The following is a 24,328-nucleotide window of genomic DNA, read 5'->3' as shown; positions in this document are numbered from 1 at the left end:
ACCGGGCCGATGACGGCTCCGCGCACCGCACCCGCGCGGCACCGCTGTGCCGCCGGCAGCCTGGGAGGCCGCGCTGTCCGACGCGGTCACACAGGCTGGGGGCCTGGACGACGTGGCGGCCCTTTCGGTCGCCGGGCAGCAGCAGGGCATGGTGTGCCTGGACGCCGAAGGCGCCGTGGTTCGGGACGCGTTGCTGTGGAACGACACCCGCTCGGCCGGCGCCGCCAACGACCTGATCTCGGATCTCGGCGGCGGCGAGGCCGGGCGGCGAGCCTGGGCGGAGGCGGTCGGCCTGGTACCGGTGGCCAGCTTCACCGTCAGCAAACTGCGCTGGCTGGCCTCGGTCGAGCCCGAGAACGCGGCCCGTACGGCTGCGGTCTGCCTGCCGCACGACTGGCTGACCTGGCGTCTGGCCGGCGCGCCGGGGCTGGATGCCCTGTACACCGACCGCAGCGACGCCAGCGGGACCGGGTACTGGTCGGCCGCGGCCGGTGCGTACCGGTCGGACCTGATCCGGTTGGCGTTCGGTCGGGATGGTCTGCTGCTGCCGCGGGTGCTCGGGCCGACCGGCCGGGCCGGGCACCTGCGCACCGGCGCGCCGCTGGGTCCCGGCGCAGGCGACTGCGCCGCGGCGGCGCTTGGTGTCGGCGCCGAGTCGGGCGACGTCATCGTGTCGATCGGCACCTCCGGCATCGTGTCCACCGTTTCTGATGTGCCAGCCGCCGACGCGAGCGGGATCGTGGCCGGGTTCGCCGACACCACCGGCCGTTTCCTTCCGGTGGTGTGCACGCTCAACGCCGCCCGGGTGCTGGACGCGGCCGCGACCATGCTGCGGGTGGACCACTCGGCGCTGTCCGCGCTGGCGCTGTCCGCCCCGCCGGGCGCCGACGGACTGGTCCTGGTGCCCTACCTGGAGGGCGAGCGTACGCCGAACCGTCCGCACGCCACCGGAGCCGTACACGGCCTGACACTGCGGACCTCGACCCCCGCGCACCTGGCACGTGCGGCGGTGGAGGGCATTCTGTGCGCACTCGCCGACGGGCTGGATGCGATGATCGCGCAGGGCACGACTGTCAACCGGATCATCCTGGTCGGCGGCGGCGCCCGCTCGGAGGCGGTCCGCCGGATCGCGCCCACGGTCTTCGGCTGCCCCGTGCTCGTCCCCCCACTGGGGGAGTACGTCGCGGACGGCGCCGCCCGCCAGGCGGCCTGGGTGCTGTCGGGCGACCAGCGGCCGCCGGCGTGGACGATCGGGCAGGTCGAGGTGTACGACGCGGACGCCGTGCCGGCAGTCCGCGAACGGTACGCCGCCGCCCGCGCGAACGTCTCCGACCGCGCTGACTGACGGCACGCCCGCTGCCGTCACCGGGGCCCGCATCGACGTGCGTCGGGGACGGCCGCTCCGATGCGGCCGTCCCCGGGAGTGTCGCTGATGCGCGGGGGTTGCCCGAGACTCAGCGGTTTGCCGCCCCGCCGCCAGCGGCTGGCTGGACCCGCTCGAACCGCACCCGGCTCAGCCACCCCGGGAGGTCACTGAGCACGTACAACTCGCCGCGCACGTCGGTGCCGATCGCGGTCGGCTGGATGGGGAAGTTGCCGATCGTGGCGGACTCGTAGCCGCCCGTGGACTTGGGGCGCACGGCGAAGGCGAGCGTCGAGCAGTAGTCGCTCGCGACGTAGGTCCCCCACGCCTCCGGGATTTCGGACCCTCGGTACACCACGCCGCCGGTCACCGAACAGTTCTCCGTGAGGTAGTGCTCGTACTCGAAGACCGGGTCGGTCAACCGCACGCCCGGGCGGCACTGCGTCTGGTCGAAGACGGGAGTGCCCTCCCGGCAGGACCAGCCGAGGTTCGCCCCACGCTGCGACGGGCGGATGTGGTTGATCTCCTCGACCAGGCCCTGGCCGACATCGCCGATCCACAGTGAGCCGTCGACCGGGTCGACGGAGAACCGCCACGGGTTGCGCAGCCCGTAGACCCAGATCTCCGGCCGCGCGCCCGCCGTGCGGACGAACGGGTTGTCGGAGGGTACGCAGTAGCGCTTGCCCCCGCAGCTGCGGTTGACGTCGATCCGCAGGATCTTGCCGAGCAGGGTGCCGAGGTTCTGACCGCTCTTGAACGGGTCGTTCGCGTGGCCGCCGTCGCCGAGGGACCAGTAGAGGTATCCGTCGCGGCCGAACGCTACCTGTCCGCCGTTGTGGTTGCCGTACTCCGCGTGCTCCTGGGTGAGCAGCACCTGCAACCGCTCGGGTGCGCTGATGGGCACTCGCGCCAGCGTCAACGCGCCGGCAGGCAGGCTCGTGTAGGCCACGTAGAGGATCCCGGTCCGCGCGAAGTTCGGCGCGGGCGTGATGCCGAGAAGGCCACGCTCGTTGTCCGACGTGTCGATCCGGGCGGTCAGGTCGAGCACCGGCTCGGCCGCGAGGCCGGTGTCGGGGTGGTAAGCGCGGACGGTGCCGTTCTTCTCCGCGATCAGCATCCGGCCGTCGGGCAGCCCGGTGAGCGCGATGGGGCGTTGCAGACCGTAGGCCACCTGTTCGGATGTCACGGTCAGTTCGGCGAGCGGCGCGGCGCGGGTGTGGGATGGGCCGGCCGCGGCGGCACCGACCACCGGCGACGGTGGCAGGAGAGACACGGACAGGGTCAGAGCGAGCAGTCCGGCCAGAACGGTGGCCGGGCGATAACGCCGTCGCGACATGTGTGGGCTCCTCAAGCGGGTGGAATGGAGGTGGCAATCTGGGAGCGTTCCCAAGATACATCGACTGCCGCGAATGGCAAACCTGCCGTGTCGCTGCCTGTCGGTCGGCGGCGGACCTGCTCATCCGCATGATCGTGCTGCTTGCGGCGCCCCACGTCGCGGTCCCCGGGGGCCTGTCCCGGCCGATGATCAAGTGGTGGGGTACGCGGTCCCGCTCGACGGAGTTGTCCCTGCTGGTGTCGAGAGTGGCCTGCGCTGATGCTCGTCGATGTTGCCAGAACGGATCCAAACGTGTTGGAATGGCTCACATCGCCGCAGCGCGGGGGCAACCGCGCTGGGAACGGCCAGCACGGGAGCATCGCAGTGTCGGCAGCGCGCCGCTTGGGCGGGCGCTCGCCTGCCGCACCGCCGGGCCATTTCCATGGTCACGGGCATTCCCCGGGTGGGCAGCCCTGGCCGCCGTAGGCATCCCTCGGTCGGCGGCCCACGCGCTCGGCGTCTGACCTGCCGGGACGTCCGATCCGACCTGCCAGCCACCAGTACCGGCGACGAGGTGAGAAGCAGTCATGATTTCCCGAGAGAGTTTCGCGGGTTGGTACCGAAACCGCTTCGTCTGGGTGGCGGTGATCCTGCTGGTGGTGTCCGGCGCAACGGTCGTACTGCTGAACCGGGCAGACCCGGAGGCGGAGCCGGCGGATCTGCAGGGGCAGATCACGGCCCGGATGCGGACCACGCTCGAGAAGGCGGACCCGGGGCAGCACAACCACGCCGGACACAATGCCCAGCAGGCGGCCGCCACGGAGACGACGCCGCAGGTGATCTGCGGCGTCCGCGTCTACGGCTACGAGCCGGCCGACGTGACCGCGCTCGCCGACGTGCGGACGGTGTACGGCTTCCACCTCTGCGGGGTCGCCGAGCAGAAGCGTCCCTGGGACGTGGCGGTCAAGCTGGCCGGTCCGGTGATCATGGACATGTCCACCGACCCGCCGGGCATCCAGGTGGTCGAGGCGACCGACGACGTCAGGTTCGTCGACCGGCTGCGGGAGATGTTCCCGGACAAGTACGAGGAATTGGCGATGAGGGAGGCGCTGACCGAGTCGGAAATGGCCGACCAGCGCCGCCGGTACGACGCCGCAGCAGGTCTCTGACCACGACGGGCGGTCGGGCGTAGCGGTCGTACCCGGCGAAGCCGGAGGCTGGACAGCTCGCCCACCGGCCCCGCCGGTGGGTGTGGACCGTCCGCGTACCGCGGTGGACGCCGTTGCGGGCGATCCGGTCACCTTGATCCACATCAGACCGTAAATCGCTCAGTATTGATATCTAAGCTCATAGATGTAACAGTTGGTTTGGGAGCGTTCCCATTGTGATCTCTAGTACCGAAGAGCGGAGGATGAACAGTGCGTTCACACACGTCCGATCTATCCGGCGGGCGAACCCGGTCAACCGTCCGCCGACCCCTCCAGGTGGTCGTCCTGCTGGTTGCCATGGTGGTCGGCACGCTGCCCTTCACCGGGGCGGCCCAGGCCCACGGCACCATCATCAACCCGGCGAGTCGCGCCTATCAGTGTTGGAAGACCTGGGGCAGTCAACACATGAACCCGGCCATGCAGCAGCAGGACCCCATGTGCTGGCAGGCGTTCCAGGCCAACCCCGACACCATGTGGAACTGGATGAGCCAGCTGCGGGACGGCCTCGCCGGCCAGTACCAGGCTCGCACCCCGGACGGGCAGCTGTGCAGCAACGGCCTGACCAGGAACAACAGCGTGAACCAGCCCGGGGCGTGGAAGAGGACGAACGTCAGCCGCAACCTGACGGTCCAGCTGTACGACCAGGCCAGCCACGGCGCTGACTACTTCCAGGTCTACGTCACCAAGCAGGGGTTCAACCCAGTCACCCAGCAGCTCGGGTGGGGCAACCTCGACTTGATCACGACGACCGGGCGCTACGCGCCGGCGCAGAACATCTCGTTCAACGTCTCGCTCCCGTCACGCAGTGGAAACCACATCCTCTTCGTGATCTGGAGGGCGTCGCACCTGGACCAGACCTACATGTGGTGCAGCGACATCAACGTCACCTGATCGGCAGGACCGCGAGCCGCGACAACAGTCCGGCCCAGGGCGTTGGCGCCCTGGGCCGGACTGCGGCCGTCTACCGCACGCAGGCAGGCTCTACCGGCTGAGGGCGGCCACCGTCGAAGAGACCGCCGCTTCGAACACCGCCTCGTCCGGTGGCTCCGAGATGGCGGTCAGCTGCACCACCACGAGGTTGTGACCGAGCCGGACCAGGCCGTACAGGGTGGTACCGGTGATCTTGCTCGAACCGCTGCCGCTCGCGAGGTCGTACCGTACCCGCCAGGACTCCTCTCCCACCTGGGGCGTCGGCTGGGCGCTCACGGTGAACCGCACAGGTGAGCCGCCGGGGGTGGTGGCGGTGAACCGGGTGCACGCGGCGCGGGCGGCCTCGGCCTCGTCGAGGAGAGTGTCGGGCACGGGGTGGGCGTGCGAGGTGACGATCACGATGACTGTCGACCCGCTGATGCTGCTCGGCGACCTCCTGGCGGCGAAGCCGCGAATCTCGTCGACCCGTTGGTCCGGCTTGATCCGGCGCAGGTAGTCGTCAGTGGCCAACTGCCGGCAGGCCGCCGGCTTGACGACGGTCTTGGACTCACCGGTGTCCTGCTGCTGCGGCTCCGGCTTCCAGAACGCCGGCAGTTTCGCCCGGACCGCGCTGGCGGCGGCACCAGCCTCCGCGACGGTGAGCACCCGGCCGGGATCCGCACCGGCCGGCGTACCCGGCGAGGCGTTGGCGCTCGGAGTGACGATGGTCGGTGACGGCACCCCCACGACCGCCGGGGCGGTGGTCGCCGGTGCCGCGGTGGGCAGCAGCACCGGCCCACCGGGCAGGCCGACGAGGGCCGCGGCCCCGACCAGGACCGCTGCCGTGACCGGAGCGAGCACCTGCCACACCCGTGCTCGCGTGCCGGCCCGGCGGAACGGCCGGCCGATCGGCTCGGGTCGTCGTCCGAGCCGTCCGGCGAGAGCGGAGAGCCCGATCAGGACGGGCGTCGTGAGCACCGCGAGGTAGAACCACCAGATCACCGGTGCACCGACGTAGAGCCGGAGCAGTGTCGCGTCCACGGTACGACCGGAGACGACCTGGTGCACGAACTGCGAGGTGCCGGTCAGTGCCGCGACGCCCGCCCCGGCGACGAGGGCCCTCCCCACACCGGGGTCACCGCGTCCGACGGCGAGCACCACGAGTGCCGCCCACCCGGCCAGGGTGCAGATCCATCCTCGTTGCTGGAGGAGGGCGACCGCGGCGTCCAGCGTGGCCGGTGGATTCGTGAGCGCCTGTGCCGATGCGAGGCTCGCACCGATCACCCCGGTCACCGCCACGACGGACAGGACGGCGCGGGTGGCGAGGCGACGCCAGCCGATCAGGGCCACGACCGCCGTCGGCAGGGCCAGGCCCAGCCACGGCCACGGCGCGTCGGGCAGCGCGTAGACCAGCCAGGAACGTGTCGAGACCGGCCATTCCAGGCCGACGGCGAGGCTCGGCAACGGCCAAGAGATCGCCGTGACGGTCGCGGCGGCCGCCAGGTAGGTGAGCCCTCGCCGGAGTCGGGTGAACCGGTCCGGACCCCGGCGGGCCGCCAGCCCGGCCAGCACGGTGCAGGCGGTGCCGGCGACCATGCCGGCGAGTGCGGCCAGGATCGCGAACCACAGACCGCCGCCCAGGCTGTTGGTGCCGGTGGGGAACGACGGACCGCCGCCGCCCGTTCCGGTGGGAAAGACGAATCCGCCCACGGCGAGACCGGCGGCGGCCGCGACGATCGGGAGCCAACGCCGCGACGGCGCACCGGTGAGCGCCCGGCGATGCAGGGCGGGGGTCAGCCCGAACCCGAGCAGCACACCGACCAGACTGGCCGGCAGCACGGAGAGGTCCCGGTCCAACGCCAACACGTTCGCCGCCTGGGCCGCCGCCCCCGCGACGATCGCCGTCACCACCCCGGTCACCGCGGCCTGCAGCGGGCCGTCGAGCGACACAGACTGCCCGGCCCACAGCGCGGCGGCCCGCCGCTGCGGCGTCGGGTGCCGGGCGAACAGTCGGCGCACCCACCCGGGGTGCTGCGGTCGGGTCGCGGCGGCGGCCTCCAGCAGCCGGACCAGCGCGGTGGCGTCCCCGCTCCGGCTGACCTGCTGATCCGCCTCGTGTTCGCGCAGTCGCAGCACCAGTGCCCGCAGGAGGGCGCTCACCAGCACCAGTACCAGCGCCCGGACGGCCGTGACGACCGTGATCTCCGGCAGCCCCACCGCGCGGATCTCGGAGACACTGGCCACCGCCACCGCAGGCATGACCAGCCACAGCAGACCACGCACGGCGGAGACCCACCGGACGTCCCGACCCCGCACGTGCGCCAGCTCGTGCTGGACGACCGGGTCGAAGCGCGCCGGATCCCGGTAGGCCACCGCCACCGCGGCCGGCAGCACCACGAGTGGTCGGCCGCCGGGCCGGACGGTGGTGAACGCCTGCCGCACCGACGGCCCCGCCACGAACAGTGCGGGCCGGTGCCGGCCGTGCAGCCCCTGCCGATCGCAGAGCTCGGCAAACCGCTGCTCGGCACCGGCGACGGGGCTCGCGAGTCGGTGGCGGCGCAGCCGCCACCGATCGACCACCGGGGTCAGTGCGACGATCAGGGCGAGCCCGACCAGCAGCAGGACGCCGCCGGTGAGCATCACCAACCCGCGTACCCGGGCCGGGTCGGACATGCAGGTCAGGAACTGCATGCTCCGAGGGGCATCGAACTCGGCGGGTTTGCTCAGGTCGACGTCATGGATCCTGGTGCAGTTGAGCATCGCCTGCCCGTAGGGCCGCGCCAGGGGACGGTTGCCGTGGAAGAACATGGCGCCCACCGCGACACCGATGCCACCCACCAATCCGACGATCTGCAGATAGAGCCAGAGCAGGGGGGTGGGCCGACCGTCCGGCCCCCGGGTCACCGGATCAGCGGGCGGCTGCCCGTCGGTGCGGGTCACTCCGCTGTGGAAACGCGGTCGTGCGGGCGGCGCCCGCCGCGCCACCAACCGGCACCGGCCGCGCTCGCCTCGGCCGGGAGAACGTCGCCCAGACCCGACCTGACGGCCTGCGGAGCGAGCCGGGCCACCCCGGCAGGGGCAGCGCCCGTGCTGAGGTCGGGCATCCGCGTGTACGTGTCGACCATGCCACCCCTCCAGAGAGTAGGCATCAGGATACGCAACGTCCGCCAGTCAGTCGGCGTCGAGTGTGGACGCCTGGTTCGGCTGCCTACAGGCCGAAGGCGCTGCGGGCCTCCAGCTCGGCCAGGGTCGAGTCCAACATGGTGGGGAGGTCCTCGCGTGGATCACCGGTGACGGTCAGGTAGGAGCTGGTGACCAGACCCATGACCGCGCCCACCAGGGTCCGCACGGTGATGTCGTCCCTGTCGCGTCCGACGCGCTCCGCGAGGACCTCGGTGATCGCGCCGAACGCCTCCGCGAAGTCGTCGAGGATCCGTGCCCGAAGCTCGGGAACGGAGAGGATCAACGCGTGCCGCTCTCGTGCCAGCACCATCGTCCCCGACCCGTCCTGCTGGAACGCCTCGTCCTGGTCGTCCTCGTACAGGGTCCGGATCGCCGCGCGAAGCGCGCTTATCGAGGTGACGGTCTCCGGTTGACTGCGCAGGGCGTCAATGAACAGCGGCGCCAGATCGTCGTGCAGGACGACGTCTTCCTTGGTGGGGAAGTATCGGAAGAAGGTGGTGTGTGAGATCTCCGCGGCCTCGGAGATCTGACCGACGGTCGTCGCGTGATAGCCCTGCTTCAGGAACAGGCGGATCGCGTGCTCCCGGATCGTGGCCCGGGTCTTCGCCTTCTTCCGCTCGCGCAAACCCGGCTTGGACGGGGTCCCCGGTGAGGTCACGACGGACGATCCCTTCCTCGGCACCGTATCGGGGACAACGTCCGTGGGGTGGGGTGCGGGCACGCCACGTGGGCCGTCGTGGTGCTGGCCGACAGGGGTAGGTTGACCCGCTTGGGCCGACAGGGCTGATCTGGTCAGATCACGTTACCCGCTGGTGCTGTGTCGATGTGGCCCGGTTGCCTTGGGTGCCGAGGGTGCGCGGCAGCCGTGACGGGCGTGGCCCGTGTACGTCGCCTTGGTCAGCGCGGCCCGCGCCTCGTCGGTCACCCCGTCGCCGGACACGCGGTAGGTGACTGCGGAGTACGCCACTCGGTGATCCCGCGTCAGGACGGTCGTGGTGCTCGTGGCGTTGACGCTGATGCCCGCGCTCCTCGGCTTCGCCGGCCGGCGAGGCGCCACGGGCGGCCGGGGAACCCCTACCCAGCTGCGGGGGAGCGTGTCCTGAGGCGACCAGGCACGCGCGAGCACCGGCGTCCCGCGGCAGGGCATCGAGTCCGCGCACTGGCCGACCACCGAGCCGGCGGGGCCGACCCGGTGGCCAGCGCCGCGGTCAGCTCAACGTGAAGGACACGTCGTCCACGTCGAAGGCCGTGACGCCGTTGCCGGCCGTCTCGCTGGAGAGGAAGCTGGCCGTCGCGGTGCGTTCGGTCGTCGCCGTCCCGGTCGACATCGCGTACTGCCGCCACTGCGACCCGCCGTCGAAGGCCAGCGAGAACCTCGTCTTCGGCGGTATCCCGGTGACTGCCAGCCCGACGTTCAGGTAGTCACCGCGGCGGGTCTCCGTGGTGAGGGTCCGGACCCAGAAGCGAACCGTCAGCTCGCACCCGGCCGGCACCGTGACGGTGGTGCGCAGCAGGTCACCACGCGTCACGTCCAGCCCCGCGAAGGCGGCGTACGCCTGACCGGTGTGTGCGGGCCGGGTCGCGTCGCCGAACACGACGACGCGAGGGCCGGCGGTCCAGCCGGTGGTGCCGAGTTCGAACCCTGGGTTGGCGTGGATCTCTCCGGTGCAGGGCGTGTCGGCCGCCTGCCGGTCGGCGGATCCACCAGCCGATGGCAGGAGCAGCAGGACCGCGGCCGAGACGGCGGAGACGATGGCTTTCATCAACCCTCCCCAAGGTCAATGCATTCAAGAAAGTCGATTCGGATTGACGATGCGTGATGGACGTCGGCCCGTCAAGCCCATCCCAACGTTCACCCGCTGCGGGCGGTCGGCCGGAGTGCCGCGCGCTATCGGCGGCGCCGGGCGTCGGCCTCGGTGTCGAGCAGGTCGTTGAGCGTCAGCGCCGAGTTGATCAGCGAGAGGTGGCTGAACGCCTGGGGGTAGTTGCCGATCTGCTCCCCGGTCGCGGCGATCTCCTCGGCGTAGAGGCCGAGGTGGTTGCTGAAGGTGAACATCTTCTCGAACGTGAGGCGGGCGTCGTCGAGGCGTCCGGAACGGGCCAGCGCCTCGACGTACCAGAAGGTGCACATGTTGAAGGTGCCCTCGTGGCCGGGGAGGCCGTCGGGGGAGTGGACCGGGTCGTACCGGTGGACCAGGCTGTCGGACACCAGTTCGCGCTCGATCGCCTTCAGGGTGGACTGCCACCGTGGGTCGCTCGGCGTGACGAAGCCGACCGCCGGCATGGCGAGCAACGCCGCGTCCAGCACGGTCTCGTCGTACGCCTGCACGAAGGTGCCGCGGCCCCGGTCGTACCCGCGGTCCATGACCTGGTCGTAGATGCGGTTGCGTTGCTCGGTCCAGCAGGCCATGTCCCCGGGGCGGCCGGTGCGGGTCGCCAGCCGGATGGCCCGGTCCAGCGCGACCCAGGACATCACCCGGCCGAATGTGTAGTTGCGGGGGTGGTGGCGGCTCTCCCAGATGCCGGCGTCGGGTTGGTCCCAGTGCTGGCAGAGCCAGTCGACCAACCGCACGGTGCTCTTCCACACCTGGTGCGAGACGCGGATGCCCTGCTCGTCGGCGAGGTGCATGGCGTAGAGGGCCTCGCCGTGGATGTCGAGCTGGAGCTGGTCGGCGGCGCCGTTGCCGATCCGCACCGGTCGCGAGCCGCGGTAGCCCTCCAGATGGTCGAGAACCTCCTCGTGCAGGTCGGACGAGCCGTCCACCCGGTACATGATCTTCAGTGGATCCTGGAGGTCGCCGGCCTCACGGATCCGCTCGTCCAGCCAGTCCATGTACCGGCTGACCTCTTCGGTGAAGCCCAGGCCGAGCAGCGCGTGCACCGAGAACGACGTGTCCCGTACCCAGGTGTAGCGGTAGTCCCAGTTGCGGGTGCCGCCCACCAGCTCGGGCAGCGCGGCGGTGGGCGCGGCGATCATCGCACCGGTCGGTGCGTACGTCATGAGCTTCAGCGTGATCGCGGAGCGCTCGACCATCTCCCGCCAGCGGCCGGTGTAGCGCGAGCGTTCGAGCCAGCGCCGCCAGTAGTCCCGGGTCCACTCGAACATGCCCTGGATCTCTTCGGCCCCGATGATGCGTGGCTCGGTGCCGCCGGTCTCCAGGACCACCCCGCCGGTGTCGCCCTCGTTGAGGGTGCCGTACGCGACGAGGTCGTCGCCCTCGAAACGGATGTCGCCGTGATCGGAGATCAACCGCCGCGTGGGGTCGACCGGGTTGAATGTCAGCGACGCCGACCGGCTGCGGAAGACGTAGCCGTTGGGGTGGCGCTCCAGTTGGTGGCCCTCGCGGGCGTAGTCGAACCGCGGTCGGCACTCCACCTGGAAGCGCATGCTGCCGCGGACCATGGTGACGATGCGGACCAACCGGTGCGCGTCGGTGGCCCGCTCGCCGGTGACCGGCATGAAGTCCATCACCTCGGCCACGCCGTCGGCGCTGATGAACCGGGTGATCAGGATGGGGGTGCCGGGGAGGTAGAGCTGTTTGGTCACGTACCGCACGTCGTGCGGCGCGATACGGAAGTAACCGCCCTTCTCCTTGTCCAGGAGTGCGGCGAAGATGCTCGGCGAGTCGAAGCGCGGCGCGCAGAACCAGTCGACGGTCCCGTCACACGTCACGAGCGCGGCGGTCTGCAGGTCGCCGATAAGTCCGTGATCTTCGATCGCCGGATAGCTGTCCACGTCTCTCCCCGGTTCGGCGGCGTCCTGCGCATCGAACCTAAGGGGTGAATTGTCGAGTTAGGCGAGATTCACGTTTCAGCCACCCTGTTGCGTGCCCAGACGGGCCCCGACCTGGTCGGCGGCACCGCCGCTCGCGTGACCCGGGCTGGCCAGCCGGCTGGAGGTCGGGCATGGTGGGCGGATGCGACAGGTCACCGTACTCGGCAGCTCTGGCGCCTTTCCCGAACCGGGCCGTTCCTGTAGCGGATTCGCGGTGGACTGGGACGGCTACCGCCTGGTGCTCGACCTCGGCTATGCCACGCTGCCGCGCCTGCTCGGGCACTGGCCAGACGGTGCGCTCGACGCGGTCGTCATCACCCACGAGCATCCCGATCACTGCATCGACCTGCACGGGCTGTTCCGGATGCGGCTCTACGGTGACCACGGTGGGCCACGGCTGCCGTTGTACTGCCCGCCGGGGGTGCTCGACCGGCTCCGCGGCCTGGAACCGGACGTCGACCTGCACGCGGTCTTCGACGTGCATCCGCTGCCCGGCACCCACCGGCTGGGGCCGTTCGCCCTGACCGGGCTGTCGCTCCCGCACTACGTGCCCACCGCGGGCATCCGCATCGAGGCGGACGGAACGGCACTGGCCTACACCGGTGACACCGGCCCGACCCCCGTGCTCGCCGAACTCGGCCGCGACGCCGACCTGTTCATCGTCGAGGCCACCGACCACGACGGCGAGACCGACCAACCCACCCGCAATCTGCTGACCTCCGCCGAGGCCGGTCAGTGGGCTCGGCGGGCCGGCGCCCGCCGCCTGCTGCTCACCCACTTCTGGCCGGGCAACGACCGGGCAGCCGCGGTGGCCGCCGCGCGGCGGGAGTTTTCCGGTGCGGTGCTGGCGGCCGAGGAGGGCCTCACCGTCATCCTCGGGGCGGCAGATCACTGACCGCCCCGGCACGGTGTGCACGGGCGTCCGTCATCGATATTGCTGGATCGGCCGCGGGTGTGCTGGAATGGCTCACATCGCCGCGGCACGGGGGCAACCGTGCTGGCAACCGGCAGCACGGGAGCAGCGCAGTGCCGGCAGCGCGCCACTTCGGCGTACGCGTGCCGCATCGCCGGGCCATCTCCACGACGACGGGCAGGTGCCCGCCGTACGTGTCCCGACCCCGCGTTTCCACGACACCGAGACGATCGCCCGCGGGCAGCGGAGGCGTCCACATCGCCTGTCGACGCGCCCAGACCCGCGGTGAGCGGTGCTCGCGATGTCCGAGAAATACTCCGACCCGCCCCTACGCGGTGCGGGCCCCACGTCATGGAGGATGACCATGCGCCGTTCCCTCGCGGTGATCACCGCCGCCCTGCTCCTCGGCGCCACGGCCGGCAGCGTCCCGGCCACCGCGTCGGGTGCCCCCCAGCACTCGTGTACCCGTGGCCTGCTGTTCTGTGAGGACTTCGAGCGGTTGCCGCGTGGCGGCGCCAGCACGGTGGACTGGGGCATCGACACGCGCAACGGCACGCTCACCGTCGAGCGCGCCCGGCACGGCAACCAGGTGCTGCACGTCCACACCGTGGACAACGGGCGTGCCTTCCTGCGCGTCGACGACTTCGCCGCGCCGGGCAACCGCTTCTACGGCCGGATGCGGCTGCGCGTCGATGCCTTCCCCACCGCCCCCGACTGGGCGCACTTCACGCTCGTGGAGGCGACCGGCAGCGGGAGCCCGGAGGTCGTCCGTCCCGTCGGCGGTCAGTACGCGCCCACGGTCCCCGGGACCTTCTGGGGTGTGGGCGCCGACGGTGGCCCGACCGGCGACTGGACCAACTGGCGGGAGTCCGCCCCGGTCACCGAGGACACCTGGCAGTGCTTCGAGTGGAAACTCGACCCCACGGACAACCGCGTCACCGTGTGGATCGACGGCGTGGCCAACCCGGAACTGACCGCTTCCACGACCGAGCACGGCGGCAACGACGTGCCCTTCGTCCTGCCGGCGGTGAACACCGTGAAGATCGGCTGGCAGCTCTACCAGGGTGGCACCACGCCTGGCGAGTTCGACCTCTGGATCGACGACGTCGCTCTCTCCACCAAGAGGCTCGGCTGCTGACAGGTCGCGCTGGGGCGTGTTGTGGACGTGTCGATTCCCCCGACACCTTGCGCAACACGCCCCATCAGTGCCGCGGACCGAGCTGGCTGATCTCGTACCCGTCGGGGTAGCTCCGGGCGGTGATCCCGTCGGCGAACATTGCCGTCGTCCGTGGCGCCCCGAACCAGCGTTGCAGCCGCGAGCGCGTCCGCAACGCCAGGTGCAGGCCAGCCCGGACCGGCCAGGCCGGCTCGTCGACCTGCGTGGCACGCCGCAACGGTGCGTCGTACATGGCGCTGACAAGTGCGTTCCCCATCGGTGCGAGCATCCGGGGGAGCCGGGTGAGCATCAGCATCCGCGTGGCCCGCTCGATGGCCGCCGCGTCGTCGTTGGGCCGCAGGTGAGCCGCGTCGTGCGCGGTGAACCAGGTCTCGAACTCGTCGTACGACCCGGGGATGTCCGTGATGCCCATCCGCCGGCCGAGCTCCCGGTAGAACAGGTACGTGGCCTGCCGCTCGTGGCAGCAGGGCGGGCGCCATCCGTACTCCCGCAACCACCGCGTCGGGATCACGACCAGGCAGCCGAGGACGTAGAGGAAGTCGTCGTTGTCGATGCCGTACGGGCGGTGGATCTGGTTGACACGCCGCAACGCGTCCCGGCCACGGGGATGCTCGAACCCGTTGAGCACCATCTCGTACATCAGCAGGCCGGTGTCGTCGATCCGCTTCTGGGTGCGTTCGGTCAGCTCGCCGGTGGTCGTGTGCACGGCGGCGATGGCGGGGATGGAGAAGGACCTGTTGAATGCCAGGTTGAGCCCGAGCTTCATGTCCCACGGGAACTCGTACCGCAGCATGGTCTGGTAGATGTCCAGGTAGTCGCGCTCCGGCAGCAGAGCGCGCGTCCGGGTCAGGTTCGCGTAGCGGCCTCTCATCGGCGGGTGTCTCCAGCAGTGGGATGCGGGGCGCTCTCGGCGGTGTGCTCCCGGGTGGCGGCGAGTGTCTGCGCCACCACCGGCGAGCGGGCGTAGGCGTCGGTGACGAGCGTCAGCCACGCGACCTCGCCAGCGTAGCCACCGTCCGGGCGGTGCAGCTCGTCCGCGGGTTGGGGGACCGCGGCCACGCGCCCCGCGCCATGCCGACGCAGCGCGCAGGCCAGGTGGGCGGCCTCGACGGCCGCCTGCCGCTCCTCAGTGCCCAGCTCGGCCTGCTCGGCGAACTGCTCGGCCAGCGCCGTCACGCCGACGTCGGTGTAGGGGCGGAGCGCCAGGCGGCCGTCGCGGATCTCGGCCACCCGGCGGGTCAACGCGTAGTCGATGTCGCTCAGCGCCGCGAGAGTGCGGCGCAGGGCGGGATCGAGTTCGAGCGCGGGCAGGGCCGCGATGAGGTCGCTCCAGAGCGGTTCGAGCCGGCGGTAGGAGTGGAAGTCCTCCCATCGTCGGCTGATCTTGAGGGTGGGCCCCCACGCCGGCATGGTGAGCCCGATGGTGATGAGTAACGCGCCGATGGTCACCAGGACCGCGGCGATCTGCCGCTCGCCGGTCGGTCGGTGGCCGGCCCAGTAGGCGATGAGATACACGATCTTGTTCGTGCTGTAGAGCAGCGCGAAGGCCGCGCCGACGGCGGTGATGCGAAGGCCACGGCGCAGCCAGGGCCGCCCGCAGATCTTCGCGAAGCTCCAGCACAGCCGGGTGATGTCGAAGCAGTAGGCGAAGAAGCCGAGCAACAGGAAGATCAGCAGGTAGGCGGTCACGACGGGGTCGGTCGCGTACTCGACGGTCAGCAGCACCGGGTCGTCGTAGGTCAGGGTGTACACGAAGAGACCGGCCATGACGAGGAAGGCGAAGCCGGTGACCCACACCCAGACGCGGGCGCGAGCGGCGGCCTTCGCCGGGGGAAGCGCGAAGTGCAGGAGCATGATCTCGGCATTCGCCGAGATGGTCAGCGCGCAGCCGTGGGAGATGACCTTGGCCAGGTTGGGTAGGCCGGACGCGTCATCGATCGCGGCCGCGATCGGCGGGATGGCCGCGGTGATCCCCGCGGCGAACGCGCCAAGACCCAGACAGATCGCACGGCGGGCATGGCTCGGGTGCCGGCGTTGGAGTCGCACCATGTACGCGACGGCGATCCAGCCGGCGACGGCGCAGACGGAGTACAGGACGGTATCCATCGCCGCGCTACCAGTGGGGGTGCTCGAGTGAGTGCCGCAGCCGGCCGTACAGCTCGGCATCCTGGCCGTCCAACGGTTCGTCGTCTCCGTCGCCGAGCCCGCCGCGCAGCCGCCGGAGGAGGAGTGACCCGATCATCTCGGCCTCGCGTTCCTCCGCGGCGGCGTAGTTGCTGCGGCCGAGGCTGCGCCGGACCAGCTGCGGGTCGAGGTCCGGCAGCAGCAGCCGGGAGGCGTCCGCGTCCAGCACCTCGGTCGCCTGGTGGCCGGCGAGCAGGTGGCCCAGCTCGTGGCCGATGATCAGCTGTTGGTGCAGCGGCGAGGTGTCCTGCTCGAAGAAGATGGCGTCGAAGTCACCGGTGGGCACACACATCCCGCACACGGTCTGCGCCGGCAGTTTGATCGGCACCAGGTGGATGGGCCGGCCACGGCGTTCGCCGAGGGCGCCGCACAGCGTCTGGATGTCGAACGGCGTCGGCACCTCAAGCTCGGCGACGATCCGTTCGCAGCGCTTGCGTAGTCGGTACAACCTCACGTCAGCGTTCCCCTGCTCGTCGACGTACTCCCACCGGAGGATGTGCACGGCTATCTGCGCTCGTCAGGCGTGGAACTGGTGGCACCGGCCTCGGCCACGGCCCGCAGGCGGACCACCATCTGCTCGATGAGCTGCGTGTCGGTCGCGGAGAGTCCGTTGTCGGCGAGCACCTGCCGCAGCGCCACCTGCTTGACGTCCATCCGACGCAGCTCGCTGAGCAGCGTGATCTGGTCCTGTATTCGCCGTGCCGCCGCGTCGTCGACGAAGTAGCCCGAGTTCACACCGAAGGCGGTGGCCAGGGCGCGTACGTGTGAGGTGCGGGGATCACGTGCCACACCACGGCGCAACTCACCGATGTAGGCCGCGCTGATCGTGACACCTGTTTCGGCCGCCACTTGGTTGATCTTGTCGGCGATTTCCCGGTTGGTGTACTTGCGCCCAGGCTCGTCGGAGTCGCCCAGCTCGTCCGGGGTGGGGCGGATCTCGTCGAACAGATATTCGAGCCTCGCGGCCAGCGTGTCGAGGGGTGGCAACTCCTGCTCCGTGTGCCGATCCACCATGATCCTTCACCCTCCAGCGACCGAAACGACAGTGTCGCAGATGCGTGTCGCAGCGAAACAGGCGTTGACACGTGAACCGAACGTGAGCGTATGCTCGCTCCTGTTTGGAGCAACGGGCGTTGAGCCAAAAGCCAATCTGCTCAACACCTGTTGTGCGGCGGATGGGGTCGAGGTCCGACCACCCAAACCGAAGGTGCCGTGGGAGGGGTCAGCTCCGCAAGGAGCACAACGGGGGGACTCCTCCTGCCGCACTGGTCGACGTGCTGGCGCGGGGCCGGGTGACCACCACCTCTGCCCGGCTGCCGCGGATGCGCCGGCGGCGGACTCTGGAAGACGTGATGCTCATGGCGCACCACGCCATCCTCCCGCATCCGTGCGGGGGCGAGCCACGCGGCCGCGTCAGGTTCACGGTCGTTCGGTGGAGGCCACCCCGCGTCCACGGTCGACAGATCCGGGAGGTTGTCGCGGACAACGCCCTCGCTGCCGGGATGGGCTGGCAGCGTCGTCCTCGCGGTGGGGTGGGCTAACCGTCGAGGAACGGGAATGCCCGCCGCACCTCCGTCAGGAACTCGGCCCGCCGAGCGGCGTAGGTGGTGACCGCCGCCCAGAGCGCTTCCAACGCGGCCTGAAGTGGATCCGACTCGCCTGCGGCCACGAGCGCCGGCAGTGCCATCGCGACCGGATTCACCGGGGCGTCGAGAATCGCGTGGAGGGGATCGGCCGGGGCCCAACCCGCCGGGTGCAGCGTGACCGTGGAGAACGTGACGGCCGGCTCGCCCCGGGCCCGTGTCCACAGCGCCGTCGGGTCGGCGAATTCGGCGGGAAGCGGCTCGCCCCGATCCAGTGCCGTCCACGCCGGCCTCAGCCAGTCGAGGTCCGCGACGCCGGCGACGGTGAACGCCTGCCGCGCCGCCCAGATCGCGATCTGCCGCTGAGTGGCGGCATCGGCTCCGGCCACCCCGTCGACCAGGTCTCGGTCGAGCTGGACGATGCCCTGGATGTTGCCGCGGACGCGCCGGAGCCGGTCACTCGGCAGGCGTCCGCCCCAGCGCCGTAGCTCATCCCGCACGCGGTAGGCATGGGCGCGGCGGTCCCGCTCCAGCCGCGTGAGCATCTCGGCCTCGACCTGCTCCCACAGGGTGGGCGGGGGTGGCAGCGCGCGGGCCCACCTGTGCCAGTAGGCGGCGGCGCCGCTGGTCTGGCGCAGGATCGCGTCGGAGCGCGTCTGGCCGGCGCCCGCGCCGCCGTCCGTCCCGCCGCGATCCGAGTCGCCGTCCGTGGTGCCGTCCGGCCACAGGCACAGCAGGTAGCGGTCCGGCCGCCGGTCCAGGTAGGTGTCGTCGTCCTCGGCACGCTCGTCCGGGTCGAGCCCGCCGAACGGGTCGCTTCCCTCGTCCATGCCCGTGGCGCAGTACCGGGCGCGGTAGACGGGCAGCCGGCCGTTGTCCTGCCCCTCGGGGATCAGCGGCAGCCGGGCGAGTGTCCCGTCCCCCCACGGGACCAGGTCGACGACGCCCGCTCTCGGTGGAAACGACACCTCCACCACCTCCTGCCACATCTCCGCCGCGGCCGGCGGCTCACCGTCGTGCAGCTCGATCGTGAACCGGACCCGCCCGGTGTGGGTGCCGGTCATGAGGAACAGCGCGCCTGGCTGGCCGCCCCCGCAGAGGCCGTTCACCTGTCCAGCGAACGCCTCGTCCATGTCCGGCAGCTCACGACTCGTCACGTAGATCTGCCCGTAGGCGACAGGTGCCTCGCCGTCGAAGAGAACGCGCATCGGCCGATCCTGTCACCGACAGGTGGTCGCCCGCTGTCCGTGCGTCGCGGGGACGGCAGTCCTTCATGGACCGTCGTCGGGCCTCGGTTCGCCGTGCGCAGCGAGGGCGAGGGCGAGCGCTGACGGGCAGGTGATGGGGTCAGGAACGGCGCCTGGCCCTGACGACCACGTCGTGGATCGAGGCTTCCTGGCCGCCGTGTCCCGTCACGGCCCGGTGCGACTCCCGAGCGGTCACGATCTCCCACTCCAGCGGGTCGAGGCGGGCCGTGATGTCGGCGGCTGTCACCGAGGCCGAGGCGGGCGGTTCGGTCGTGCCGTGTCCGTGCCCGTGTCCGGCGCTGGCGGCATGATCCTCGTGGTGGAGGTGGCCGACGATGAGCAGGGTTCCCGCCGGGGCGACCCAGGACGCGATGCGGTCGTAGAAGTCCAGCTGCGGCATCGCGGGATGCGCGTAGTGGGTGGTGACCAGGTCGTACCGCGCGTCCGGTTGCCACGTGGACAGGTCCGCCTCCACCCACCGCACCCGTGCGGCGACGCCGCTGGCGGCGGCGCGCTCGGCCGCGCGGGCGAGCGCCGCGGGGGCGATGTCCGCCGCGGTGACCTGCCAGCCACCGGTCGCGAGCCAGACGGCCTCGGCTCCGGCGCCGCAGCCGGCGTCGAGAGCCGTCGCGGGTGTCAGGCCGCCGGCCTCCCGCATGAGGTGCGGGTTGGGCTGGCTGGCGGCCATGGCTGCGGCCCGATCCCCGTCCCAGATCCGGTCCCAGTAGTCCTTGTCGAACGAGTGCGTCATCGCGCGTCTCCGTTGGTGGTGGGGCGGGGCCGACGCGGCCCCAGCCGCCCAACAGTGACAAGGGGCGGACGGATCCGCAAAAGTTTTTGCCAAATGGCAAAATGGGGCCATGGACGAGTCAACTGACCGCACCCTCGACGCCGTCGGACCACGGCTCAAGCACCTGCGGCAGCGCCGCGACATCACCCTGACCGACCTCGCCACGGAGACCGGCATCTCCACCAGCACCCTCTCTCGGCTGGAGGCCGGCCTCCGGCGTCCCACCCTGGAACAGTTGTTGCCGCTGGCCCGCTTCTACGGCGTCACCCTGGACGAGCTCGTCGACGCGCCGCCGACCGGCGACCCCCGCATCAACATGCGCCCGCTGCCCACCAGCGACGGCTCCACGATCCTGCCCCTGACCCGCCGGCCCGGAGGCATCCAGGCCTACAAGTTCGTCCTCCCGACCGGGCGCGACGACGCCCAACCCGACCTTCGCACCCACGAGGGCTACGACTGGGCCTTCGTCCTCAACGGTCGACTCCGGCTCGTGCTCGGCGAGCACGACCTCATCCTCGAACCGGGCGAGGCTGCCGAGTTCGACACCCGCACCCCGCACTGGTTCGGGGCGACCAGCTCGGGGCCCGTGGAGTTCCTCAGCCTCGTCGGCAAGCAGGGTGAACGCGCGCACATCCGCGCCGCTCCCCAGCCGCAGGAATCGAGGTAGAGGCGCGTACGTGGGCGGGCGACGGCCTGGCGGAGCGTGCGGTCGACGACGACCAGCCTGGGTGGCACCGAATGCCGATCGCGCCGACGCTGGGCGGAAACACGACGTGAAGGTTGTCGTCGGCAGTCTCCACGGTGCTGCCGGTGGGGTGGTCGATGCGTGTGCCCGCCGGCCGGCAGGGTCGGCTGCGCCTGCACCGTCCGGGCCGCCGCACGCGCACCACTCACTGTGCCGGCCAGCGCAGTGGACGTTCCCGCGCGGCAGGCCCCGGTGTCACGCGTCGCGGCACCGGAACGCCACAGCGGCCAGCGTGAGGGCGCAGAGTGTCCACGCGACCGTGGCTGCGGCGCCGTGCGACGGGTCGAGAGCGGCGGTGTCCGGCAGCCAGGCGGCGCTGGCGCTGGACCCGGCCCGCAGCAGTGGTCCCGCGACGAAGTACAGACCGAGCAGCAGGATCGTGGCGGGCACCGCGCGGCGGACGACGTTGGCGACCGCCGCCGCCAGCAGCGTGGTGAGCGTCAGGTACGCGGTCGCGGCGGGTGTCCAGGCGGCCCCATCGGCCGGCAGAGAGCTGGTGGCCGCCGTCGCGGCGGCCACCAGGAGCGTCAGAGCGGCCAGCGCGAGGGCCTTCGCGCCCAGCAGGGGCAGGCGCCGGGGCATCGCGAGCAGGGTGGCCCGGATCTGGTCGCCCTCCTCGTACTCGGACGTGGCCGCCAGCACGCCGAGCACCAGGAAACCGGCCTGGGTGTAGCCGAGCGGAGCCAGGGCGGCGTTGTCGCCGAGCGGCTCACCGCGGGACTCGGCGGACACGTACGCGTACGTCAGCAGGAGGTTGGCGGCCCAGGTCAGCAGCACGGTCCGGCGCAGTGACGGCAGGGTCAGCAGTTTGCGCAGTTCGGCGCGGACGGCGTTCACGTGTCGCGCCGCTGGAACAGGACGGCGCCGACCACGAGCAACACGACGATCCAGGCCGTCATCACCAGCCCTGCGGTCACCGGGGCGACCTCGACGGGGAAGTCCCCGCCGCGGATGAACATCTGCGCTCCGACGATGTCCGGCAGGTAGGAGGCGAGGTCGGTGACCTTTGTCAGCAGGTACGACACGGACACCACGGTGCTGTTGATGATCAGCAGGGTCAGCGGCACGATGCCGTTGCGGGTGATCAGCGTGATCGCGTACGCGAGGAGTGCGGTGAGCGTCCAGTAGAGGATCGCCGCGGCGACTCGCGCCGGGGCGGGTGCCGGCGCGTGGTCGCCGTGCAGCACCCGGGTGAGGGTGAGCGTGGCGGCGGCGGTGACGGCTGCCTGTGCCGCGACGACGAGCACCAGCGCGGTGGTCTTCGCCAGGAGCAGACGCAGCCGGTTGGGGACCGCGGTGAGGGTGGTGGTGAGCTGGCGGGCGCCGGGTGCGTCCCGGCCGGTGGACGTGTACTCGCTGCTCACCACGATGACGCCGAGGACCATCGGACCGATCAGGCCGATACCCAGATCGCGTAGACCCAGGTCGGACGTGTCGGTGAGGGTGCCGGCGGCGATCGCACGCCGGGTGTACGGCGCGTTGAGCAGTACCACCACCGGCGCCACCAACGTGCCCAGCACCAGGCCGACCCAGGCGGTGGGCAGGCCGAGCAGCTTACGGAGTTCGGCGCGGACCGCGTTCACCACGCGCCACCCGCCTCGGTGGTGGTCAGCGCGAAGAAGGCGTCCTCCAGGGTGGGGTGGCCACCGGTGACGTCGGCGAGTCCGCCCTGGATCACGATCCGGCCCCGGTCGATGATGACGACGTCGTCGGCGATCTCGGCCAGTTCGCCCATCAGGTGGCTGGAGAGCAGGACCGTGCGGCCCTCTGTGGCGCTGTCGCGCAGGAATCCGCGCATCCAGCGGATCCCGGCCGGGTCGAGGCCGTTGACCGGCTCGTCCAGGACCAGCACCTCGGGGTCGCCGAGCAGTGCGGTGGCAAGCCCGAGCCGGCGGCTCATGCCGAGGGAGAAACGGCCGGCGCGCTTGCGCGCTTCGGCGGTCAGGCCCACGGTCTCCAGGACCTCGTCGACGCGGGAGTCCGGCAGGCCGTTGCTGGCGGCCACCCAGCGCAGGTGGGCGCGGGCCGTGCGGGCCCGGTGCGCGCCGCTGCCGTCGAGCAGGGCACCGACAGTCGTCAGCGGGCGGTCCAGTTTCCGGTACGGGTGTCCGCAGATCAACGCGGTCCCGCTTCGCGGGTTGTCCAGGCCGAGCAGGATCCGCAGCGTGGAGGTCTTGCCGGCTCCGTTCGGCCCGAGGAAGCCGGTGACCCGACCGGGCCGGGCCTCGAAGGTGACGTCGTGCAGGATCCGCGTCCCGCTCCTGGTCTTACTGACGTGATCGATCGTGATCATAAGGCGAGTCAACAGGTGCTTCGGCGCGCACACATCGGACCGTTCTCGCAACCGGACGGCCGGGTCGGTCCACGGACCGTCAGACCCTGGTCTGAGAACTACAGTCGGGGTGGTGAACGCCCATCCGCGCCCCTCCGGACGGTCCAAAGCCGTGCCGGTGGTCGCCGTGGTGATCAGCGTGCTGGTGATGGCCATGTGCACGGTCGGCACGCAGGGCCCGCTCGCCGTCGTACTGCCGCCGTTGCTGGTCGGCGGCGCTGTCACGGCCGCGCTGTGGGCGGTGCGGCGGTCCCGCGCCGACCGCGCCGCCTACGAGTCGAAGCTGACGGCGTGGGCCGCGTCCGAGGCGGTGCTCGCCGAACGGTTGCGCATCGCCCGCGACCTGCACGACATCGTCTCGCACGGCCTGGGTCTGATCACGGTCCGCGCGGCGGCCACCCGGCACCTGCCCAAGCCGGCCGAGGTGGCGATGGCACTCACCGACATCGAGGACGCGAGTCGGCACGCGACAGCCGAGCTGCGCCGCATGCTCACCGTCCTGCGTGAGCCGTCGGCCGCGAGCCGCCGTGCGCCGGTGGACAACCTCGACGACCTCCCCGACATCGTGCACGGCGCGTCGCTGGCCGGGATCCGGGCAGGGTTGACGGTCGAGCCGCTGGGCCCGGTGTCGCAGGGGGCACAGGTCGCCGTCTGCAAGACCGTGCGGGAGGCGCTCAGTAACGCGGCCCGGCACGCCGGCCCGACGGACGTGCGGGTGCGGGTCTACCGGGACGGGACGTACGTGGTGGTCACGGTCGCCGACACCGGCCCGTCGGTCGAGGGGTGGCGACCGTCGCCGGGCGCCGGACACGGGCTGGCCGGCCTGCGGGAACGGGTCGGCAGTCTCGGCGGCACCCTGTCGGCCGAGCGCGTCGACGCGGGCTTCCGCCTCACCGCGCGGATCCGGGACGAGGCGGCGTGAGCGACATCCGCGTGCTGCTGGTGGACGACCAGGCGTTGCTCCGACACAGCCTCGCCATGATCATCAACAACGAGCCGGACCTGACCGTCGTCGGCGAGGCCGGCGACGGTGCCCGGGCCGTGGCGTGCGCCCGTGCCGCCCGCCCCGACGTCGTCCTGATGGACGTCCGGATGCCGCACCTGGACGGCCTTCAGGCCACCCGGCGCATCTGTGCCGACCCGGCGCTGTCCACCGCCCGTGTCCTGGTCCTGAGCATGTTCGAGCTCGACGAGTACGTCTACGAGGCGTTGCAGGCGGGGGCGTCCGGTTTCCTGCTCAAGGACGCCCGCCCCGAAGAACTGATCGACGCGATCCGCCGTACCCACCACGGTGAGTCGCTGTTCGCGCCGTCGATCCTCACCCGGCTCGTCGCGCACTACGTCACGGCGCCCCGACCGGACCGGCCGACTCCGGCACTGCGGCGGCTGACCTCCCGTGAGGTGGAGGTGCTGACGCTGATCGGCGGCGGTCTGTCGAACGACGAGATCGCCACCGCCCTGGTCATCTCGGTGAAGACGGTGAAGACGCACATCACGCACCTGATGGCGAAGCTCGCCGTGCGAGATCGGGCCCAACTCGTGATCGCGGCGTTCGACGCGGGCCTGGTGCGGCCACGCCGCTGAACCTGACGGTTTCTGCCTCA

General features: G+C 71.1%; 21 protein-coding genes and 1 pseudogene. 8 read left to right on the top strand and 14 right to left on the bottom strand.

Going from position 1 to position 24,328, the window contains the following annotated elements; translation table 11 throughout:
• Positions 1 to 19: 19 nt before the first annotated feature.
• A pseudogene (locus ACGFIW_RS24595) lies at positions 20 to 1,345 on the top strand (FGGY-family carbohydrate kinase); the annotation flags it as partial.
• A 109-nt stretch (positions 1,346 to 1,454) separates the two neighbouring features.
• Here the strand turns inward: ACGFIW_RS24595 and ACGFIW_RS24590 are convergent.
• Entirely contained in the window at positions 1,455 to 2,699 is a 1,245-nt protein-coding gene (locus ACGFIW_RS24590) for a PQQ-dependent sugar dehydrogenase (RefSeq protein ID WP_393319977.1), read from the bottom strand.
• Positions 2,700 to 3,265: 566 nt separating this feature from the next.
• On the opposite strand from ACGFIW_RS24590, the gene ACGFIW_RS24585 reads away from it, so the two are divergent.
• Both ACGFIW_RS24585 and ACGFIW_RS24580 read left to right on the top strand, forming a co-directional pair.
• Positions 3,266 to 3,847 carry a hypothetical protein gene (locus tag ACGFIW_RS24585; protein ID WP_393319975.1) on the top strand — a complete coding sequence of 194 codons (582 nt, stop codon included), beginning with the start codon at positions 3,266 to 3,268 and terminating at the stop codon, positions 3,845 to 3,847.
• Positions 3,848 to 4,096: 249 nt separating this feature from the next.
• Complete coding sequence (locus ACGFIW_RS24580; protein ID WP_393319972.1) at positions 4,097 to 4,777, top strand: lytic polysaccharide monooxygenase; 681 nt, start codon at positions 4,097 to 4,099, stop codon at positions 4,775 to 4,777.
• Positions 4,778 to 4,867: 90 nt separating this feature from the next.
• On the opposite strand, the gene ACGFIW_RS24575 is transcribed toward ACGFIW_RS24580, so the two are convergent.
• The 4 genes from ACGFIW_RS24575 to ACGFIW_RS24560 all read right to left on the bottom strand — a co-directional run bounded on the left by ACGFIW_RS24575 (position 4,868) and on the right by ACGFIW_RS24560 (position 11,714).
• A complete protein-coding gene (locus ACGFIW_RS24575; RefSeq protein ID WP_393319969.1) occupies positions 4,868 to 7,735 on the bottom strand; it encodes a M48 family metalloprotease in 2,868 nt (955 codons plus the stop codon).
• A 268-nt stretch (positions 7,736 to 8,003) separates the two neighbouring features.
• Positions 8,004 to 8,636, bottom strand: a complete 633-nt coding sequence (locus ACGFIW_RS24570) for a TetR family transcriptional regulator (RefSeq protein ID WP_393319966.1) — start codon at positions 8,634 to 8,636, stop codon at positions 8,004 to 8,006.
• A gap of 550 nt (positions 8,637 to 9,186) precedes the next feature.
• Positions 9,187 to 9,741: a hypothetical protein gene (locus ACGFIW_RS24565; protein ID WP_393319963.1), complete on the bottom strand. Its 555-nt coding sequence runs from the start codon at positions 9,739 to 9,741 to the stop codon at positions 9,187 to 9,189.
• Positions 9,742 to 9,866: 125 nt separating this feature from the next.
• Positions 9,867 to 11,714: a glycoside hydrolase family 15 protein gene (locus ACGFIW_RS24560; protein ID WP_393319960.1), complete on the bottom strand. Its 1,848-nt coding sequence runs from the start codon at positions 11,712 to 11,714 to the stop codon at positions 9,867 to 9,869.
• Between the two features lie 181 nt (positions 11,715 to 11,895).
• Between ACGFIW_RS24560 and ACGFIW_RS24555 the strand changes: the two genes are divergently transcribed.
• Both ACGFIW_RS24555 and ACGFIW_RS24550 read left to right on the top strand, forming a co-directional pair.
• Positions 11,896 to 12,648, top strand: coding sequence for an MBL fold metallo-hydrolase (locus ACGFIW_RS24555; RefSeq protein ID WP_393319957.1), 753 nt, complete (start codon positions 11,896 to 11,898; stop codon positions 12,646 to 12,648).
• A 382-nt stretch (positions 12,649 to 13,030) separates the two neighbouring features.
• Positions 13,031 to 13,804, top strand: a complete 774-nt coding sequence (locus ACGFIW_RS24550; RefSeq protein WP_393319954.1) for a hypothetical protein — start codon at positions 13,031 to 13,033, stop codon at positions 13,802 to 13,804.
• Positions 13,805 to 13,868: 64 nt separating this feature from the next.
• Here the strand turns inward: ACGFIW_RS24550 and ACGFIW_RS24545 are convergent, their stop codons facing one another.
• The 6 genes from ACGFIW_RS24545 to ACGFIW_RS24520 form a co-directional block, all read right to left on the bottom strand.
• Complete coding sequence (locus ACGFIW_RS24545; protein ID WP_393319952.1) at positions 13,869 to 14,714, bottom strand: oxygenase MpaB family protein; 846 nt, start codon at positions 14,712 to 14,714, stop codon at positions 13,869 to 13,871.
• On the bottom strand, positions 14,711 to 15,949 hold the full coding sequence (locus ACGFIW_RS24540) for an MAB_1171c family putative transporter (RefSeq protein ID WP_393319949.1): 1,239 nt from the start codon (positions 15,947 to 15,949) through the stop codon (positions 14,711 to 14,713). The genes ACGFIW_RS24545 and ACGFIW_RS24540 overlap by 4 nt, the downstream gene beginning before the upstream one ends.
• 7 nt (positions 15,950 to 15,956) lie before the next feature.
• The gene (locus ACGFIW_RS24535) at positions 15,957 to 16,529 is read right to left on the bottom strand and encodes a hypothetical protein (RefSeq protein ID WP_393319947.1); all 573 of its coding nucleotides are present in this window, start codon (positions 16,527 to 16,529) and stop codon (positions 15,957 to 15,959) included.
• A gap of 2 nt (positions 16,530 to 16,531) precedes the next feature.
• On the bottom strand, positions 16,532 to 17,041 hold the full coding sequence (locus ACGFIW_RS24530) for a hypothetical protein (RefSeq protein ID WP_393319944.1): 510 nt from the start codon (positions 17,039 to 17,041) through the stop codon (positions 16,532 to 16,534).
• Positions 17,042 to 17,564: 523 nt separating this feature from the next.
• Positions 17,565 to 18,818, bottom strand: a complete 1,254-nt coding sequence (locus tag ACGFIW_RS24525; protein ID WP_393319941.1) for a hypothetical protein — start codon at positions 18,816 to 18,818, stop codon at positions 17,565 to 17,567.
• Between the two features lie 139 nt (positions 18,819 to 18,957).
• Positions 18,958 to 19,608 carry a class I SAM-dependent methyltransferase gene (locus ACGFIW_RS24520; RefSeq protein WP_393319938.1) on the bottom strand — a complete coding sequence of 217 codons (651 nt, stop codon included), beginning with the start codon at positions 19,606 to 19,608 and terminating at the stop codon, positions 18,958 to 18,960.
• 109 nt (positions 19,609 to 19,717) lie between these two features.
• Here ACGFIW_RS24520 and ACGFIW_RS24515 point away from each other — a divergent pair, with 109 nt between their 5' ends.
• The gene (locus tag ACGFIW_RS24515) at positions 19,718 to 20,314 is read left to right on the top strand and encodes a helix-turn-helix domain-containing protein (RefSeq protein WP_393319935.1); all 597 of its coding nucleotides are present in this window, start codon (positions 19,718 to 19,720) and stop codon (positions 20,312 to 20,314) included.
• Between the two features lie 273 nt (positions 20,315 to 20,587).
• On the opposite strand, the gene ACGFIW_RS24510 is transcribed toward ACGFIW_RS24515, so the two are convergent.
• Genes ACGFIW_RS24510 through ACGFIW_RS24500 form a run of 3 tightly spaced genes read right to left on the bottom strand, consistent with a single transcriptional unit; the run spans position 20,588 to position 22,685 of the window.
• Positions 20,588 to 21,229 (bottom strand): hypothetical protein, encoded by a 642-nt coding sequence (locus ACGFIW_RS24510; protein ID WP_393319931.1) that lies wholly within the window; start codon positions 21,227 to 21,229, stop codon positions 20,588 to 20,590.
• Positions 21,226 to 21,975, bottom strand: a complete 750-nt coding sequence (locus ACGFIW_RS24505; protein WP_393319928.1) for a hypothetical protein — start codon at positions 21,973 to 21,975, stop codon at positions 21,226 to 21,228. The genes ACGFIW_RS24510 and ACGFIW_RS24505 overlap by 4 nt, the downstream gene beginning before the upstream one ends.
• Positions 21,972 to 22,685 carry an ABC transporter ATP-binding protein gene (locus ACGFIW_RS24500; RefSeq protein ID WP_393319925.1) on the bottom strand — a complete coding sequence of 238 codons (714 nt, stop codon included), beginning with the start codon at positions 22,683 to 22,685 and terminating at the stop codon, positions 21,972 to 21,974. Before ACGFIW_RS24500 ends, ACGFIW_RS24505 begins: the two co-directional genes overlap by 4 nt.
• 112 nt (positions 22,686 to 22,797) lie before the next feature.
• Here ACGFIW_RS24500 and ACGFIW_RS24495 point away from each other — a divergent pair, with 112 nt between their 5' ends.
• Complete coding sequence (locus ACGFIW_RS24495; protein ID WP_393319921.1) at positions 22,798 to 23,646, top strand: sensor histidine kinase; 849 nt, start codon at positions 22,798 to 22,800, stop codon at positions 23,644 to 23,646.
• The gene (locus tag ACGFIW_RS24490; RefSeq protein WP_393319918.1) at positions 23,643 to 24,308 is read left to right on the top strand and encodes a response regulator; all 666 of its coding nucleotides are present in this window, start codon (positions 23,643 to 23,645) and stop codon (positions 24,306 to 24,308) included. Before ACGFIW_RS24495 ends, ACGFIW_RS24490 begins: the two co-directional genes overlap by 4 nt.
• Positions 24,309 to 24,328: the final 20 nt, after the last annotated feature.

The sequence above is a fragment of the Micromonospora sp. NPDC048935 genome, assembly GCF_043197875.1.
In the GTDB taxonomy this organism is placed as follows: Bacteria; Actinomycetota; Actinomycetes; order Mycobacteriales; family Micromonosporaceae; genus Micromonospora.
This window is presented reverse-complemented; position numbering and strand designations above follow the sequence as displayed.